General features: G+C 62.5%; 15 protein-coding genes. 6 read left to right on the plus strand and 9 right to left on the minus strand.

Going from position 1 to position 16,772, the window contains the following annotated elements; all coding sequences use genetic code 11:
* Positions 1–16 precede the first annotated feature (16 nt).
* The 5 genes from VJ651_RS21410 to VJ651_RS21430 form a co-directional block, all read right to left on the minus strand.
* The gene (locus VJ651_RS21410; RefSeq protein ID WP_324109371.1) at positions 17–1,636 is read right to left on the minus strand and encodes an acyl-CoA carboxylase subunit beta; all 1,620 of its coding nucleotides are present in this window, start codon (positions 1,634–1,636) and stop codon (positions 17–19) included.
* Positions 1,636–2,508: an SDR family oxidoreductase gene (locus VJ651_RS21415; RefSeq protein ID WP_324109372.1), complete on the minus strand. Its 873-nt coding sequence runs from the start codon at positions 2,506–2,508 to the stop codon at positions 1,636–1,638. Before VJ651_RS21415 ends, VJ651_RS21410 begins: the two co-directional genes overlap by 1 nt.
* Before the next feature lie 31 nt (positions 2,509–2,539).
* On the minus strand, positions 2,540–3,697 hold the full coding sequence (locus VJ651_RS21420) for an acyl-CoA dehydrogenase family protein (RefSeq protein ID WP_324109373.1): 1,158 nt from the start codon (positions 3,695–3,697) through the stop codon (positions 2,540–2,542).
* A 20-nt stretch (positions 3,698–3,717) separates the two neighbouring features.
* On the minus strand, positions 3,718–4,485 hold the full coding sequence (locus tag VJ651_RS21425) for an enoyl-CoA hydratase/isomerase family protein (protein WP_324109374.1): 768 nt from the start codon (positions 4,483–4,485) through the stop codon (positions 3,718–3,720).
* A 135-nt stretch (positions 4,486–4,620) separates the two neighbouring features.
* A complete protein-coding gene (locus tag VJ651_RS21430; protein WP_324109375.1) occupies positions 4,621–4,836 on the minus strand; it encodes a hypothetical protein in 216 nt (71 codons plus the stop codon).
* Between VJ651_RS21430 and VJ651_RS21435 the strand changes: the two genes are divergently transcribed.
* Complete coding sequence (locus VJ651_RS21435) at positions 4,817–5,692, plus strand: 3-keto-5-aminohexanoate cleavage protein (RefSeq protein ID WP_324109376.1); 876 nt, start codon at positions 4,817–4,819, stop codon at positions 5,690–5,692. The genes VJ651_RS21430 and VJ651_RS21435 overlap by 20 nt on opposite strands.
* Before the next feature lie 141 nt (positions 5,693–5,833).
* Positions 5,834–6,478 (plus strand): TetR/AcrR family transcriptional regulator, encoded by a 645-nt coding sequence (locus VJ651_RS21440; RefSeq protein WP_324109377.1) that lies wholly within the window; start codon positions 5,834–5,836, stop codon positions 6,476–6,478.
* 18 nt (positions 6,479–6,496) lie between these two features.
* Here VJ651_RS21440 and VJ651_RS21445 read toward each other — a convergent pair whose 3' ends face one another.
* The gene (locus VJ651_RS21445; protein WP_324109378.1) at positions 6,497–7,636 is read right to left on the minus strand and encodes a radical SAM/SPASM domain-containing protein; all 1,140 of its coding nucleotides are present in this window, start codon (positions 7,634–7,636) and stop codon (positions 6,497–6,499) included.
* A gap of 233 nt (positions 7,637–7,869) precedes the next feature.
* Between VJ651_RS21445 and VJ651_RS21450 the strand changes: the two genes are divergently transcribed.
* Positions 7,870–8,769: a DMT family transporter gene (locus tag VJ651_RS21450; protein ID WP_324109379.1), complete on the plus strand. Its 900-nt coding sequence runs from the start codon at positions 7,870–7,872 to the stop codon at positions 8,767–8,769.
* A gap of 203 nt (positions 8,770–8,972) precedes the next feature.
* Positions 8,973–10,100 carry an aminotransferase class V-fold PLP-dependent enzyme gene (locus tag VJ651_RS21455; RefSeq protein WP_324109380.1) on the plus strand — a complete coding sequence of 376 codons (1,128 nt, stop codon included), beginning with the start codon at positions 8,973–8,975 and terminating at the stop codon, positions 10,098–10,100.
* 48 nt (positions 10,101–10,148) lie between these two features.
* Here VJ651_RS21455 and VJ651_RS21460 read toward each other — a convergent pair whose 3' ends face one another.
* From VJ651_RS21460 to VJ651_RS21470, 3 genes are all read right to left on the minus strand, one after another.
* A complete protein-coding gene (locus VJ651_RS21460) occupies positions 10,149–12,299 on the minus strand; it encodes a 3-hydroxyacyl-CoA dehydrogenase NAD-binding domain-containing protein (RefSeq protein ID WP_324109381.1) in 2,151 nt (716 codons plus the stop codon).
* Positions 12,300–12,311: 12 nt separating this feature from the next.
* Positions 12,312–13,514 (minus strand): acetyl-CoA C-acetyltransferase, encoded by a 1,203-nt coding sequence (locus tag VJ651_RS21465; RefSeq protein WP_324109382.1) that lies wholly within the window; start codon positions 13,512–13,514, stop codon positions 12,312–12,314.
* A 130-nt stretch (positions 13,515–13,644) separates the two neighbouring features.
* Positions 13,645–14,268, minus strand: coding sequence for a TetR/AcrR family transcriptional regulator (locus VJ651_RS21470; protein ID WP_324109383.1), 624 nt, complete (start codon positions 14,266–14,268; stop codon positions 13,645–13,647).
* Positions 14,269–14,473: 205 nt separating this feature from the next.
* Here VJ651_RS21470 and VJ651_RS21475 point away from each other — a divergent pair, with 205 nt between their 5' ends.
* Complete coding sequence (locus tag VJ651_RS21475; protein ID WP_324109384.1) at positions 14,474–16,153, plus strand: acyl-CoA dehydrogenase family protein; 1,680 nt, start codon at positions 14,474–14,476, stop codon at positions 16,151–16,153.
* 183 nt (positions 16,154–16,336) lie between these two features.
* Entirely contained in the window at positions 16,337–16,702 is a 366-nt protein-coding gene (locus VJ651_RS21480; RefSeq protein ID WP_324109385.1) for a hypothetical protein, read from the plus strand.
* Positions 16,703–16,772: the final 70 nt, after the last annotated feature.

Here is a 16,772-nt window from a genome sequence, read left to right on the forward strand (position 1 = left end):
GCAGTCTCCTGAAGGGTTATGGGCGCGCCACGCCGAACTGCACCGGCCGCAAGGCGCGGCGGCAGCTTTCCTCGCATACGGACAAGGTGAAGGCAAGCACCTTGCGCGTGTCGCGCGGGTCGATCACGCCGTCGTCGAGCAGGCGTGCCGAAATATGCGCAGCGCTGGTCTGCTTCTCGAAGGTATCGATCACCATCGCACGCATCGCGTCGATCGAGCCCCTGTCCACTTCCAGGCCCTTGCGGCGCATGCTGCCTTCCATCACGATGGCCATGGTCGTCGCTGCCTGCTCCGGCCCCATCACCGCCGTGCGCGCATTGGGCCAGGTGAAGCAGAAATCCGGAAAGAAACCCCGCCCCGACATGCCGTAATTGCCGGCACCGAAGGACGCGCCGCAATGCACGGTGATGCGCGGCACCGTGGCATTGGACATGGCCTGGATCATCTTCGAACCATGCTTGATCATGCCCGCCTGCTCGGATGCCTTGCCGACGATGAAGCCCGTCGTGTTCTGCAAATACACCAGCGGCGTACCGGACTGGCAGCAGGCCTGTATGAAATGCGTTGCCTTGTTCGCGCCGGCGGGATCGAGCGGACCATTGTTGGTGATGATGCCGACATGCATGCCGCAGATCGCCGCATGCCCGGTCAGGGTTGACGGGCCGTGGTCCGGCTTGAATTCGAGGAAATCCGAGCCGTCCACCAGCCGCGCAATCACTTCACGCATGTCGAGCGGTTTCTTGTGATCAGTCGATGCGATGCCAAGCAGTTCCTCGGCCTCATAGCGCGGTGGAACATAGTCGGCGATGCGCGGCGGCAGATTGCGATTCCAGTCCAGTGCCGCCATCAGTTCGCGCGCGATGCGCAGCGCGTCGGCATCATCTTCTGCCAGGTATTCGGCCAGCCCCGATGTGCTCGCATGCATTTCGGCGCCGCCCAGCTCCTCTTCCGTCGCCACCTCGCCGGTGGCCGCCATCAGCAGCGGCGGTCCCGCCAGAAACGCCTTGGCCTGCTGACGCACCATCACCACGTAATCGGACAGGCCCGGCATGTACGCGCCGCCGGCGGTGCTGGGTCCGTGTACGACGGTGAGTACCGGCAGGCCGGCGGCGGACAGGCGCGCCAGCCAGTAGAAGCCGCTGCCGCCGAGAATGAAGGTCTCGACGCGGTAGTTGAGCAGGTTGGCGCCGGCGCTCTCCACCAGATGAATGAAGGGCAGCTTCTGGTCGAGTGCGATCATCTGCGCGCGCTGGAATTTCTCGACGCCCATCGGCTGCACCGCGCCGGCATCGATGCCGGCGTCGTCCACCACGATCATGGCACGCACGCCGCTCACGAAGCCGATGCCGGCTACCGCGCCGCCGCCGGGGATCGACTTGGCGGGATCGGACTTGTCGAGGCAGAATCCGGCCAGCGTCGACAGTTCGAGGAAGGGCGCGCCTGGATCCAGCAAGCGCCCGAGCCGCTCGCGCGGCAGCAGCTTGCCTTTCTTTTCAAAGCGTTCGCGCGAGGCCGCCGACTTGTCACGGGTACGCTTTTCCAGCGCGCGCAGTTCGTCGATCTGCGCGAGAAGGGCGGCGCGGTTTTTCTGGTAGGTCTCGCTTTGCGGGACGAGTCGCGATTCGATGGTCGGCATTATTCCTTCTCCCGATCCTGCAGCACCTTGGGAAGGCTGGCCAGGTGAAAGCCGTTGAAAGGCTCTACCGTGCGATCCACGTCCAGCGGAAATCCCGGCCGTACGCCGGGCCGCCCGCCATCGACGCGCAACACCGCGCCGTTGATGAAGGAGGCGGCGTCCGACAGCAGGAACACGATGGCGGCGGAAATCTCCGATTCGGTCGCCATGCGCTGCAAGGGCACGTGCTTGCCCGCCTGCAGAATGAGTCCTCTGACCTCGGGCGGGTACGCATCCAGTCCGGAGGAGGCGACATAGCCGGGGGCGACGGCATTGACGCGCACGCCGTACCTTGCCCACTCCAGCGCAGCGGTTTCGGTGAAGTTCACCATCCCGGCACGTGCCGCGCCGGAGTGGCCCATGCCGGGCATGCCGCCCCACATGTCGGCCACCATATTGACGATGGCGCCCCCGCGGTGCTGCATCGCCTGGTTCAGGCACTCGCGCGCCATCAGGAAGCCGCCGGTGAGATTGGTCTGCACCACCGCTTCCCAGCCCTTGCGCGAAATGTCTTTCAGCAGCGCAGGGAACTGGCCGCCCGCATTGTTGACCAGCGCATCGATGCGGCCGTGCGCGGCGAGGATGTAGCCGATCAGTGCGGCGACCGCTTCCTCGTCGCGGATATTGCAGGGATACGCGAAGGCAATGCCGCCGCTGTCCGCAATTTCGGCTGAGACGGCCGAGAGCTTTTCCGGCGTGCGGCCAACCAGTGCAACGGTTGCACCGAGCGCCGCCAGCTCATGCGCGGTGCAGCGGCCGATGCCGCTGCCGCCGCCGGTGACAATCACGACGCGATCCTCAAACAGGCCGGGTCGAAAAACAGAGCGATACACGATACATCTCCTTTATATCTCTGCGTGGACTTCAGGCCCATCCAAGCTGGCGTGCCGCGAGTTCCGCAAGAACTTCCTCCGCGCCGCCGCCGATCATGTTCACCTTCACTTCGCGGTAGATACGCTCCGATTTTGTGCCGCGCATGTAGCCCATGCCGCCCAGGATCTGCACCGCGCTGTCGGCGCAGAACTGCATGGTTTGCGCGGCGAAGTTCTTCAGCATGCAGATCTGCGCCACCGGCGATTCGCCGCGCTCGATGCGCAGGGTCATGTCCTCGATCAGCGCACGCGTGGCTTCGATGCGCGTCGCCATGGCGACCAGTTTGTGCCGGACCACCTGATGTCCGACCAGGCGTTTGCCGAAGGTGGTACGCGTCGATGCCCATTCCGCCGCTTCGTCGAGGCACACGCGCGAAAAGGCGTAGGCCTGCCATGCAAGGCTCAGGCGCTCGCGATTGAAGTTGGACATGAACAGGAAGAATCCGCCGTTTTCCTGGCCCAGCAGGTTCGCGAGCGGCACGCGACAATTGTCGAAATGCAGCTGCGCCGTATCGGAGCACCACCAGCCCATCTTCTTGAGCGGCGTGCGTGTCAGGCCTGGTGTGTCGCCTTCCACCAGCAAGGCGGACACGCCGCTTGCGCCGGGTCCGCCGGTGCGCGCAGCAACGGTGATGTAATCGGCTCGCATGCCCGAGGTGATGAATGTCTTGCTGCCGTTGAGTACATAGTGATCACCATCGCGCTCCGCGCGCAGCGCAAGATTGGCCACGTCCGATCCGCCAGCCGGTTCCGTCACGGCGAGCGCGCTGATCTTCTTGCCCGACAGGATCTGCGGCAGTACGCGCGCCTTCAATTCGGGCGAGCCGCCGATGACGATGGGCGGCGCTCCGATCGTATGGCTGAAAAGGGAAGCGAGCAAGCCGCCGCTCGCGGTCCGAGCGAGTTCCTCGACAGCGATCATGAGGTGAAACAGGTCGCCCGGCGTGCCGCCATACTCTTCCGGAAATCCCATGCCGAGCAGGCCGAGCTCCGCGATGCGCCCGTACAGCGCACGCGGAAATTCCTCCGCCTCGTCCCACGCATCGATGTTCGGCAGCAATTCCTTGTCGACAAAGCGCCGCACGGTCGCGCGCCAGGCGCGATGTTCCTGCATTTCGTGTGCGGCGGATAAGGGCAGGCCTTGATACATGATTTCTCCCTCGTATGGTCTTATCGTCCGCTCCAGTTCGGCGGCCGTTTCTCCAGGAACGCGCTCAGTCCTTCCCGGAAATCGTCGGTCAGCGTGAACAGGCCGATCTGGCTTTCCGTGAACGCCAGCGATGCTTCGAAAGGCATGGCCTCGATCTGCTTGAGCGTGTACAGACCGCGTCGAATGGCGGAAGGGGATTTGTCGAGCAGGCGCGCCAGCAGCCAGTCGAGCTTCGCGTCGAGATCATCGTCGGCCAGATGATTCACCAGTCCGAAGGACAATGCCTGCTCGGCATCGATCGGCTCGCCGGTGATGCACATTTCGGTGAGCACGCGGCGCGGCACCAGATGCTGAAGGACCGACAGCACCTGCGCCGGAAACACACCGACCTTCACCTCCGGCAATCCGAAAACCGCGTTGCGCCCGGCCACCGCCATGTCGCACATCGACAGCAGTCCCATGCCGCCGGCGAGGCAGGCGCCGTTGACGCGTGCGATCAGCGGAGTCGTGGAACGCCGTGCCTGGCGCAGAAGGTCCGCCAGCCACTGGTACGGTTCGGAATAGTCGAATTTGAAGGACGGCTCGTGCAGGTCGGCGCCCGAGCAGAATGCGCGCTCGCCGGCGCCCGTCAGCACGATTGCGCGAACATCGCGCGCGGCATTCGCGTCTTCGATCGCGCGGCACAGGCCGCCAAGGACATTGGCGTTGATGGCATTGCGTCGCTCGACGCGATTGATGGTGAGCCGCATCACCCTGTCGCGCACTTCCACCAGTAAATCCTCGTTCATGGAGCCTCCATTCAAGCGGTCGGATTGAAGCGAACACGGCCGGATGTGTGACGGTTGAGTACATGCCGGCCCGCAACAGGGCGGGCGCAAGAGTCCCGCGTCTTGCGGCCATCATAAATCAATCGCTTGCTTGAATCAAACAGGTTTTTCCGGCTTTTTCAGGACAAGCGGTGACAGCTGACATTTCTCAATCCCTTGCATTGCAACATGCAGGCCGCCGGTGACGAACAGCACTTTCCCCGAAGCTTGAGTAAAAACAAGGGTTGGAAAGAAGCGCCGGATTAGGCTATATTCAAGCAAGCGATTGAATTTCGAACGACAAGGATCACGCATGAACCAGAAAGCCATCATTACTTGTGCACTCACCGGCGTACTGACCGATCCCGAGCAGCATCCGGTCCCGGTGACGCCGGAGCAATTGGCGCGCGAAGCGAGGGCGGCTTTCGATGCCGGCGCCACCGTCATGCATGTCCATTTCCGCAACCAGCAACCCGGCATGGGGCGGCTTCCGAGCTGGGAACCGCAGGTCGCCCGCGACATCGCGCAGGCAATCCGCGAGGCCTGTCCCGGCGTGATCTTCAACCAGTCCACCGGCGTGGTCGGCCCCGACATCAGCGGACCGGTCGCCTGCATGCAGGCGATCCGTCCGGAGATTGCCGCCTGCAACGCGGGATCGCTCAATTACCTCAAGGCGACCGCGGCCGGCACCTGGGCCTGGCCGCCGATGTTGTTCGACAATCCGGTGAAGAAGATCGAGTCCTTCCTGCTTGCCATGCGCGAAGTCGGAGCTCTGCCGGAATTTGAGTGTTTCGACGTCGGCATCGTGCGCTGCGTCGACATGTACATCAAGACCGGCCTGTACAAGGGGCCGGTGCATACCAATTTCGTGATGGGTGTGGAATCGGGCATGCCCGCCGACCCCGCTCTGTTGCCGATCCTGATCGGCCTGCTGCCTGATGGCAGTGACTGGCAAGTCACCGCCATCGGGCGCGCCAACATCTGGCCGCTGCATCAGCGCGTCGCCGAGTTGGGCGGTCACCTGCGCACCGGGCTGGAGGACACGTTTTATCTGCCGGATGGCGGCAAGGCGAGCAGCAATGCACAACTGGTCGATGCCATCGTCCAATGCGCGCGCAAGGCCGGCCGCGAGATCGCCGACGTCGAGGAGGCGCGGGCGATGATGGGGCTGCCTCCGTTTCGCGCCTGATGTGGGGAGGCGGGCAAACGACGACTATGTATTCCGCGGGCATTGATCATTACAATAGGCGTGTCTTGAAACACGCCAACTGCCGCGAGAAAAAAAATGAGAAGCACGAAGAAGTCAGCCGCACCCGTCAAAGCATCGCCCATGAAAACCGCAAAAGAAAAGGCTCAGCCATTGAAAGCGCGGCAAGTCGAGGCGCCCAGGGCGGAAGAGGAAAGCCGCCGCAATGAACTGATCGCGAAATCGGCACGACTGTTCCGCGAAAAAGGCTATGACAAGACCACGGTGCGCGATATCGCAGCCGCAGTCGGCATTCAGGCGGGCAGCTGGTTTTACCACTTCAAGACCAAGCACGACATTCTGCTGGCGGTCATGGAGCAGGGCATGACGCGTTCGCTGGAGGCCATCGAGGAGATCGTCGCGCAATCGCTGCCGCCGCGCGAAGCCTTCCACGCTCTTGTCCTCACGCACCTGAACACGCTCCTCGCCCCCAACAACGATTTCATCCCGGTGATTCTCTACGAAAGCCGTTCGCTGGACAAAACGGCGCGCGCAAGAATCGCGGTACTGACCAATCGCTATGAAGCCATCTGGGACAAGGTGATCGACGCCCTGCATCGCTCGGGCGACTGGGCGATGCCGACCAGACTCGACCGGCTGCTGGTGTTCGGCGCGCTGAACTGGACCGTGCAGTGGTACCGGGCCGGCGCCGGCATCTCCATCGAAGAACTGGCGGAGCAGGCGGTGTCCTTCATCCTGCGCACGGCGCCGAAGACGAAAGGCAAGTAGCCGCCTCCCGCGCAGGGATTACGGCATCACTTCCACGTATTCGTAGACTTCACAGTTGGCGATGACATTGCGCACCGCCAGCGGCGCCTTGGCATACCAGGCGTGCGGATCGTGCCGGTCGACTTCCTCGCCCAGAAATTTCACCAGTTCGCAAACCGGCTCTACCACCTTGCGGCGATATGCGTCGTCGCCCTTCACATAGGCGACATGCAGGTTCTTCATGCAGTTGCCGCGGCAGAATGCATACGCGCTGCAGTCGTTGCACGGCATGTCCGGATGCGGCTGCAGCGGGCTTCTCTTGAGCCAGTTGTCGGTCACGCTGCCGTGCTGCATGGTCGGATCGTCGGTCATGTCCGGGCAAGGAAAGATCGAGCCGTCGGGCAATACGTTCAGAATGTGTGTCGATGCACGGCACTGGCTGTGTCCCGAATACAGCTCGCGCGCCCGTGAGGGCAGCACCTTGTTGCGCACCACGCCCATGATGGGGATGAACGGATACACCGTGTCATGGCTGGCGAAGAAGCGTTCGACCAGCTGGCTCAGCACGCGACGCTTCTTGTCCATCGCCTCTGCCGAATACGCGCTGTCGCTCTGCACAAACTGCCAATAGATGTAATCGAAGCTCTCGCGCAGTGCGTCCAGCTCGTCAAAGCTGGTCTCCTCGCTGCTCCAGGTCACGCGCGCAGTGAGCGTGCCGCCGAGCCGGCCGCGTATGCCTTCCACACGATTGAGCACGCGGCGGTATACCCCTTTTCCGCGATAGCCGTCGGTGATCTGCTCGCCGCCATCGACCGAGACCAGCACATTGGATAGTTTCGCGAGGATGGCATCGGGCAGGCGGTGCAGCAGCGTGCCGTTGGTCTGCAGTTGATAGCGGAAATTCGGATAGCGCTGTATCACCTCGTCGATGAATGCGACGTTGAGAGTCGGCTCGCCGCCGTAGAACGTCACGACCTTTTCATGTTCGTCGAGATGCGTGCGGATGAACTTGTCCAGCGCGTCGAGCGAATAATTGACCTTGCCCTGGGAGTTCACCACGCTGCTTTCGGAACAGTAGCTGCACTTGAGGTTGCAGCGCAATGTGGTGAACAGCTGCAGTTCGACGCGGCTGCCGACGATCGGATGCGCCTCGGTGGCGGAAGAGGGAATGGCATTCATATTGTTGTTGTGCGGTTGAGAGCGAGAGCGGCATTATCGGTCACGTCGGTTCTGCGTCCTATACGGCGTTTGTCTGTCAATCCGATGTGGTGTCGTCGCCGGTTCTCTCCGGCACTCCTGCCTGGCACGGAAACCCAGGCACTCCCGATTTTCGATATGATGCTCCCCTTGACGCGGGGCTTCGGCGCCGCTTAATGCACCCGTTTTATGCACCTACTTGGCCATCGCCGCTTATGCACTCCAGAATGACGCCCTCGACCGCGATCCTGCTCACGATTCCCCCGCTGCTTTGGGCGGGCAATGCGGTCGTCGGTCGCATCGTGCACACCTGGGTGCCGCCCATGACGCTGAACTTCCTGCGCTGGGCGATCGCGCTGGTCATTCTGCTGCCGTTCGCCAGCTTCATTTTCCGTCGCGGCAGCGGTTTGTGGACATCATGGCGGCGCTTCGGCCTGCTGGGGCTGCTGGGCGTCGGGCTCTACAACTCGCTGCAGTATCTGGCGCTGCAAAGCTCCACACCGATCAATGTCACGCTCGTTGCGGCCAGCATGCCGGTGTGGATGCTGCTTATCGGGGCGCTGTTCTTTCACACCAGGGTGACGGGCAAGGAGATTGTTGGCGCGATCCTGTCGATTGCCGGCGTTCTGCTGGTGCTCAGCCGCGGTGATTGGCATCAGTTGCTGGCGATGCGCCTGGTTGCCGGCGATATCTTCATGATTCTGGCCACCATCTCCTGGTCCTTCTACAGTTGGTTACTGACGCAGCCCAAAGACCCGAAAGAGATTCGCGGCAATTGGGCCGCCTTCCTGCTCGTGCAGGTGATCTACGGCCTGATGTGGTCCGGCGTATTTGTGGCCGGCGAGTGGGCCCTCGGCGACGCGAAGATATTCTGGAGCTGGCCGCTCGTCGCGGCGCTGCTATTCGTCGCGGTCGGACCGGCGGTGATTGCGTATCGTTGCTGGGGTACCGGCGTGCAGCGCGCAGGGCCGGGCATCGCGAGTTTTTTCAGCAATCTCACGCCCTTGTTCGCGGCCGTCATGTCGTCCGCATTCCTCGGCGAATTGCCGCATCTGTATCATGTGATCGCCTTCGGTCTCATCGTCGGCGGCATTGTCATTTCATCCAAGCGTTGAGATCGCTGCCTCCTCTTGTGCAAAGCCCATGTCAACAGCGCGGGTTTGTACCGCAATTGACGCAGATCATGCGCTCGCGTGCGCCGCATTTTCCTTTGCGCAAGCCACAGCAAGTTACACGCACCTTCCGGTAGAATGAATCTTGGCAGTTCGCCCACGAGGCGAACCGGCCGATTTTTTTCCATTCTTCTCAGGAGGTGAGCGTGCCAGGTTTACTACCCAATGTTGATCGCGATGGACTTCTCGAATACTCGGTCGTATATACCGACCGCGCGATAAACCACATGTCTCAACTCTTTCAAGGCGTCATGCGCGACATCTCCGCGACCTTGAAAAAAGTCTACAACGCCAAATCCGCCGTCGTCGTGCCCGGCAGCGGCACCTTCGGCATGGAGGCCGTCGCGCGGCAGTTCGCGACGAACAAGAAATGCCTGGTCATCCGCAACGGCTGGTTCAGTTTCCGCTGGACGCAGATTTTCGACATGGGCAATATCCCTGCATCGTCCATCGTGCTCAAGGCGCGTCCGGTGGAAGCGGGACGGCAAGCGGCATTCGCGCCGGCGCCGATCGAGGAAGTGGTCGCCGCAATCCGCGAGCACAAGCCCGATCTCGTTTTTGCGCCGCACGTGGAAACCGCGTCCGGCATGATCCTGCCCGATGCTTATCTGCGCGCCGTCGCTGATGCCGTGCATTCCGTGGGCGGCATGTTCGTGCTGGATTGCATCGCGTCGGGCGCGATCTGGGTAGACATGCAGGCCAACGGTATCGACGTGCTGGTCAGCGCGCCGCAGAAAGGCTGGAGCGCCTCTCCCTGCTGTGCACTGGTGATGATGAGCGAGCTCGCACGCGAGCGCATCGAGTCGACCACCAGCACCAGCTTCGCCTGCGACCTGCGCAAGTGGATGCAGATGATGGAAGCCTACGAGAACGGCGGCTTTGCCTATCATGCGACGATGCCGACCGATGGCCTCGCGAAGCTGCGCGATGTGATGAAGGAAATGGACGCCTACGGCTTCGACAAGATCCGCGCCGAACAGCAGGAATTGGGCGACAGGGTGCGCGCGCTGTTTACCGGCAAGGGGATCAAGAGCGTTGCCGCCGAAGGATTCCAGGCGCCGGGCGTGGTGGTCAGCTACACCGACGATGACGACATCAAGACCGGCAAGAAATTCGCCGAGGCCGGCTTGCAGATCGCGGCGGGCGTTCCCCTGCAATGCGATGAGCCGGCGGACTTCAAGACCTTCCGGCTCGGCCTGTTCGGCCTGGACAAGCTGCACAACATCGACCGCAGCGTGGACGCCATTGCGAAGGCGCTCGATCGTATCCTGTAATCCGCTCAAGTGCGTTGCGCCGGCTCGTATCCCCCGGCGCAACGATATTCAGAACGGCGCGTTGTCCCGTGCGTGCGACTGCAGCAGTGAAGGCGGAGCGAAACGTTCGCCGTATAGCCCGCGCAATTGCTCGGCACGCTCGGTGAACTTCCTCACGCCGACATGATTGACGAACTGGACTGCCCCGCCTGTCCAGCCAGGGAAGCCGATACCGAAGATCGAACCGATGTTCGCATCGCGCGTCGATTCCAGCACCTTCTCCGCCAGGCAGCGGAGAGTCTCGATGCTCTGGATGTACAGCAGCCGGTCACGCACATCCTCATACGGAATCGCGACATCCTTCTTGCCGAAGAGTTGTTCCAGTTGCGGCCACAGGTATTTTTTTCCGCCATTCACCGACGGATCTGTCGGATACTCGTAGAAACCGGCGCCCGCCGCCTTGCCGCAGCGCTTGAACTCGTTCACCATTCTTTCCACGATGACCGTCGACGGATGCGCGACAAAGGGTTTGCCCTCCGCAGCATAATCGGCGCGCATCTGATTGGTTACATGCAGTGACAATGTCAGCGACACTTCGTCCTGCACCGCGAGCGGGCCGACCGGCATGCCGACCGACAAGGCAGCATTCTCGATCAGCGCCGCCGGCAAGCCTTCGCCCAGCATGGCGATGCCTTCATTGACGAAGGTGGCAAATACCCGGCTCGTGAAGAAGCCGCGCGAATCGTTGACGACGATGGGCAGCTTGCCGATCTGCTGCACGTAGTCGTAGGCCCGCGCCAGCGTTTCGTCCGAAGTCTTCGCGCCACGGATGATTTCGACGAGTTGCATCTTGTCGACCGGCGAGAAGAAATGCAGGCCGATGAAGCGCGAGGCGTCGGAGAAGGCGTTTGCCAGTCCTGTGATGGGTAGCGTCGATGTGTTCGACGCCATGATGCCGCCGGGCGCCAGGAACTGTTCGGCTTCGCGCGTCACTTCAGCCTTCAGTTCGCGTTTCTCGAAAACCGCTTCGATGATCAGGTCGCATCCTGCGAGGTCGGCTGCGCTGGCAGTCGGCTGAATCCGGCCCAGCGTCTCGGCCGCCTTCTCCTGCGATGTGCGGCCCTGGCGTACGCGTTTCTCCAGCAGCTTTGCGCTGTAGGACTTGCCTTTCTCCGCCTGCTCGGCACTCACGTCCTTCAGCACGCAGGACACGCCCTTGGTGGCGTTCGCCCACGCGATGCCGGCGCCCATCATGCCGGCGCCGAGGATCCCGACCTTGCTTGCCTTCCATTTCGGAATTTCGCGCGGACGGCTCTTGCCTGCGCTGATTTCCTGCATCTGGAAGAAGAAGGTGCCGATCATGTTCTTCGCCACCTGCCCGGTCGCGAGCTTCGTGAAGTAGCGGCCTTCGATCACCAGTGCGTTGTCGAAATCCACTTGCGCACCTTCGACCATGGCGCAGAGAATCGCTTCGGGCGCCGGGTAGTTGCCGCGCGTCTTCTCGCGCAACATGGCGGGCGCGACCATTTGCATCGGCATCAGCTTTGGGGTGTTGGGCGAACCGCCCGGCATCTTGTACGTGTCGCTGTCCCACGGCTGCCTGGCATCGGGATTGGCGAGTATCCAGGCACGCGCCTGCGCCATCAGCTCGGCCGTGTCTTTCGCCAGTGCGTGCACAAATCCCTTGGCCAGCGCTTCCTGCGGTGAAACGCGCTTGCCCTCGACGAGATAAGGCATTGCTTCCTGCAAGCCGAGCAGCCGCACCGTGCGTACGACGCCGCCCGCGCCGGGCAGCAGGCCAAGCGTCACTTCGGGGAATCCGAACTGGATGCGTGACTGGTCGAGGCTGATGCGGTGATGGCAGGCCAGCGCAAGTTCCAGGCCGCCGCCGAGCGCGCTTCCGTTCAATGCCGCGACAACCGGCCGCCCCAGCTTTTCCAGCCGGCGCAACACGGCCTTGTTGCCTTCAACCATGCGGAAGCATTCATTGGCCCGATCCGCAGGAATGGCAATCAGTTCCCTGAGGTCGCCGCCCGCGAAAAAGGTGTCCTTGCCGGAAGTGATGATCACACCCTTGATCGCGTCGCGTTCCTGTTCCAGGCGCGTGACCGTGTCGGCGAGCGCTCGCTGGAATGCCGCGTTCATCGTGTTGACCGGCTGTCCCGGCATGTCGATGGTCAGGGTAACGATGCCGTCCGCATCTGCCCATTGGATGCTCATGTGAAGTCTCCTTTATACGCGCTCGACGATGGTGGCGATGCCCATGCCGCCGCCTACGCACAATGTGATCAACCCGCGACGCAGCTTGCGGGCCTCCAGTTCATCGATCAGATTACCGAGCAACATGCATCCCGTCGCGCCCAGCGGATGGCCTAGCGCGATGGCGCCGCCATTCACATTGATCTTCTCTTCCGGAACCTTGAGGTCTTTCATGATGCGCATCACGACCGCGGCGAAGGCTTCATTGACTTCGAACAGGTCGATGTCGTCGATGCCCAGGCCGGCTTTCTCCAGTGCCTTGCGCGTGGCCGGCGCCGGACCGGTCAGCATGATGGTGGGATCGGTGCCGGTGACTGCGGCGGCGACGATGCGCGCACGCGGCTGCAGTCCGAGCCGCTTGCCGATGGATGCATTGCCGATCAAGGCCAGCGCCGCGCCATCCACGATGCCGGACGAATTGCCGGCGGTATGCACATGCCGGATGCGTTCCACCTGCGGATACTTGCGAATCGCGACACTGTCGAAGCCCATCTTGCCCGGCGCTTCGAAGGACGGCTTGAGCGAGGCAAGCGTATCCATCGTGGTCTGCGGCTTGATGAATTCATCCTCGGCCAGCACCACGATACCGTTCTGGTCGCGCACCGCACGCACCGATTTGAAGCGGCCGGCCGCGCGTGCCGCCGCTGCCTTTTGCTGCGAGCGCAATGCGAAGGCGTCGACGTCTTCGCGCGAGAATCCTTCCAGCGTGGCGATCAGATCCGCGCCTATGCCTTGCGGCAGGAAGTCGGTCGCGAAACTCGTCTCCGGATCGGCTGCCCATGCGCCGCCGTCGGAACCCATCGCGACACGCGACATCGATTCGACACCGCCGGCCACCACCAGCTCTTCCCATCCGGAGCGCACCTTCTGCGCCGCCAGGTTGACCGCCTCCAGGCCGGATGCGCAAAAGCGGTTCAACTGCACACCCGCCGCTTTCCAGTCCCAGCCGGCGGCCAATGCGGCAGTCTTGGCGATGCATGCGCCCTGGTCGGCCACCGGGGTGACGCAACCGAGCACGACATCATCGACCAGCGCGGTATCGAGTTGATGGGTACTCTGCAGGTCGTGCATCAGGCCGGATAGCAGGCTTACCGGCTTGATGGAATGCAAGCTGCCGTCTTTCTTGCCTTTTCCGCGCGGCGTGCGGATGGCGTCGTAAACGAATGCGTCGGTCACGGTGGTCTCCTATGAATGGACCGATCAATCATAGGTCTGTGCGTTTTTTAAAGCAACCGCTTGGTTGGTGGAGGTGCTCTAATGCCTCGCGGAATGTCGTGCTTCGGGAGGAAATACGTGGATGGCGCGTTCAGTCCGGCGTCTTCATTGCCACCGCGCGCAGGCAGAAGGACTGGATCGAGCGGATCAGCTGCTTCTCCTCGATGAGAGGCGGGCGCTCCTCCTGCCAGGTGAGCGGTCCGACCAGCGCTTCCGCAATCACGCCGACCAGCGCCGCGGCGCTGACGGACGCGTCCTGCGCCGGGAAGTCGCCGCAACGTATGCCGTCTTCCACCACCTGCTGAAAGATTTCCGCGTACGCGCGGCGATAATGCAGGCGCTCGGCATCGACCAGCGCATCCACCGGCTCGGCGATCAGCGCGAAGGCGAGACGGCGCGAATGGATGGCGCGCTTGGCGAAGGCGTAGATCGCCTCCAGCAAGCGCTGCGCAGGCGGACCTTCGCGCAAGGCTGTTTCCCGCACGATATCCACTTCCTTCTGTGTCGCCAGCCGGAACAGCTCCGCGCAGAATTCCGCCTTGGAGCTGAAATGCATATACACCGCGCCGGTCGCCACGCCGGCCCGCTGCGCAATGGCATTGATCGTGACCGCTCCGAAGCCGCCTTCCGACACAAGACGCAGCCCCGCATCGAGAATGCGTTGCCGCTGAGCCGCCTTGCGCGCCTCGGTTTTTGCTGTTGGCCGGTAAGCCATGGAAGGGTGGCTTTCAAGTGATTTCGCGGCCAGTGTAACCGACGGAAACTTGCCTGGACAAGCGGCGGTTGACAGAACAGGACGCGCGTGATTAACTTGATTTTAATAGTATGAATTCATGTTCATACTTTCATTTTGGAAACATTTTCCCTTTCCTGCGGCGAGCATGAGCGTGGCCGTCGCGCTTTTTCTGGAGCGTGCGTCAATGAACGACATCAAATTCAAATCCTCCTATCTCGCGGAGACCCACGAAGTCGAAAACCAGTCGCAGCCGCTGCAGGACTACAACGTGTACGCGCAAGACCAGGCTCTGCGCGAAGCCGTCGCGCGCGAAGATGCCGCATGGGCCGAGAACGAGCTGCAAGCCTTTGGCGCCCTGGCCGGTTCGCAGGAAATGATCGAACTCGGCTTTCAGGCCAACGAAAACAAGCCCGTGCTTCACACCCACGACCGCTACGGCCGGCGCGTGGACGAGGTACGCTTTCATCCCGCCTATCACCGCCTGATGCAAACCTCGATCGAGCATGGACTGCATTCCTCGCACTGGACCCATCCCGGCCCCGGCGCGCAAGTCGCGCGCGCCGCCAAGTTCTACATGCAAAGCCAGGTCGAGGCCGGGCACGGCTGCCCGGTCACGATGACATCCGCTGTCATTCCGGCCTTGCGCCTGCAGCCCGATATCGCCGCGCAATGGGAAGCGAAGATCCTGGCGCGCCATTACGACTACCGCAACGTCCCGGCCGAGCAGAAACAGGGCGTCACCATCGGCATGGCGATGACCGAAAAGCAGGGCGGCTCCGACGTGCGTGCCAACACCACGCGCGCCTACCCGCTCGGTGCGGAAGGGCCGGGCCAGGCCTACGAGCTGGTCGGGCACAAATACTTCGTCTCCGCACCCATGTGCGATGCCTTCCTGGTTCTCGCGCAAGCGCCGGGCGGACTGTCCTGCTTCCTGCTGCCGCGCTGGCGACCGGACGGCAGCAAGAACGCATTGCAGCTTCAGCGCCTCAAGAACAAGATGGGCAACGTCGCCAACGCCTCCAGCGAAACCGAGCTGCGCGGCGCATGGGCGGTGATGGTCGGAAAAGAGGGGCGCGGCGTCGCCACCATCCTCAAGATGGTCTCGATGACGCGCTTCGACTGCATGATCGGCTCCTCCGGCGGCATGCGCCAGGCAACGGTCCAGGCACTGCACCACTGCGCGCACCGTTCCGCCTTCGGCAAGCTCCTGTCGCAACAGCCGCTGATGCAGAACGTGCTGGCCGACCTCGTCATTGAAACCGAAGCCGCACTCGCAATGACCATGCGTATCGCCGGCGCGCTCGACCGGGGCGAGGCCAGCGAGACGGAAAGACTGCTGGTGCGCGTCGGAACCGCAGTCGGCAAGTACTGGATCTGCAAGCGCACGCCGGGCCACGCCTACGAGGCGATGGAATGCATCGGCGGCAGCGGCGTGATGGAAGACTGCATCATGCCGCGCCTGCTGCGCGAATCGCCGGTTAATTCGATCTGGGAAGGCAGCGGCAACGTCCAGTGCCTCGACATGTTGCGCGCCATGGGCCAAAGCCCCGAATCGGTCGACGCCTTCATGAATGAAGTCAGCCGCGGTGCAGGCGCCGACAAGCGCCTCGACCAGTACATCGCGAACATGCAGCGCGAATTCGCCGATCTTGCCGATCTCGAATACCGCGCCAGACGCGTGGTGGAGAAAATGGCGCTCGCATTCCAGGGCTCGCTGCTCGTTCGCTACGGCAATCCGGCGGTGGCGGACGCGTTCTGTGCTTCCCGCCTGTCGGCCGACAGCAGCGGTTTTGTCTATGGCGGATTACCGCGCGGCGTGGACTGTGAGGCGATCGTCAAGCGTGCCTTGCCGATGGCCGAGTGAGATGCAGGCGACGTCGCCTGAACACGGATTGGCGCTGCCGAACCTTTTGCGCCAAGGGTTCGGCACCGACTATTCAGAATTTGACACGGCCTCTGCGCAGCCCGACGGACTTGCTACTCACCAGAGGCACGTGACAATCCCCATGAGTCCGATTTTCAGTCCAACCAGGACGTCAGGCGACCTGTGAGAAAACTTCTTCCGGAGTTCGAGCATCGAGCTCAACCGTTGATTCCGCCGCGGCAGTTTCTGGTGCGACTGGCCCATAGCGGCGCCATTGCGCTCGGCCTGCTTGCCGTCTCACTGGGAATCGGCATGCTTGGCTATCACGAGCTGGAGCGCTTGAGCTGGATCGATGCCTTCCTGAATGCGTCCATGCTCCTGGGCGGCATGGGGCCGGTCAATCCGCCGCTCAGCTTCGGCGGCAAACTCTTCGCGGGGCTTTATGCGCTTTACTGCGGCTTGGTCGTTATTCTCATGGCAGGGGTGATCCTCGCGCCGGTTGCGCACCGCATCCTGCACAGGTTTCATATGGAAGGGCGTCAGAAATAAGTGCCCTGCACGCCAGTACGGTCGGTGCCGCTTTGCGGGTGCGCTCCTGCAGCAAGTCGTTGTCGATGCG

Source organism: Noviherbaspirillum sp., assembly GCF_035254865.1.
In the GTDB taxonomy this organism is placed as follows: Bacteria; Pseudomonadota; Gammaproteobacteria; order Burkholderiales; family Burkholderiaceae_D; genus Noviherbaspirillum.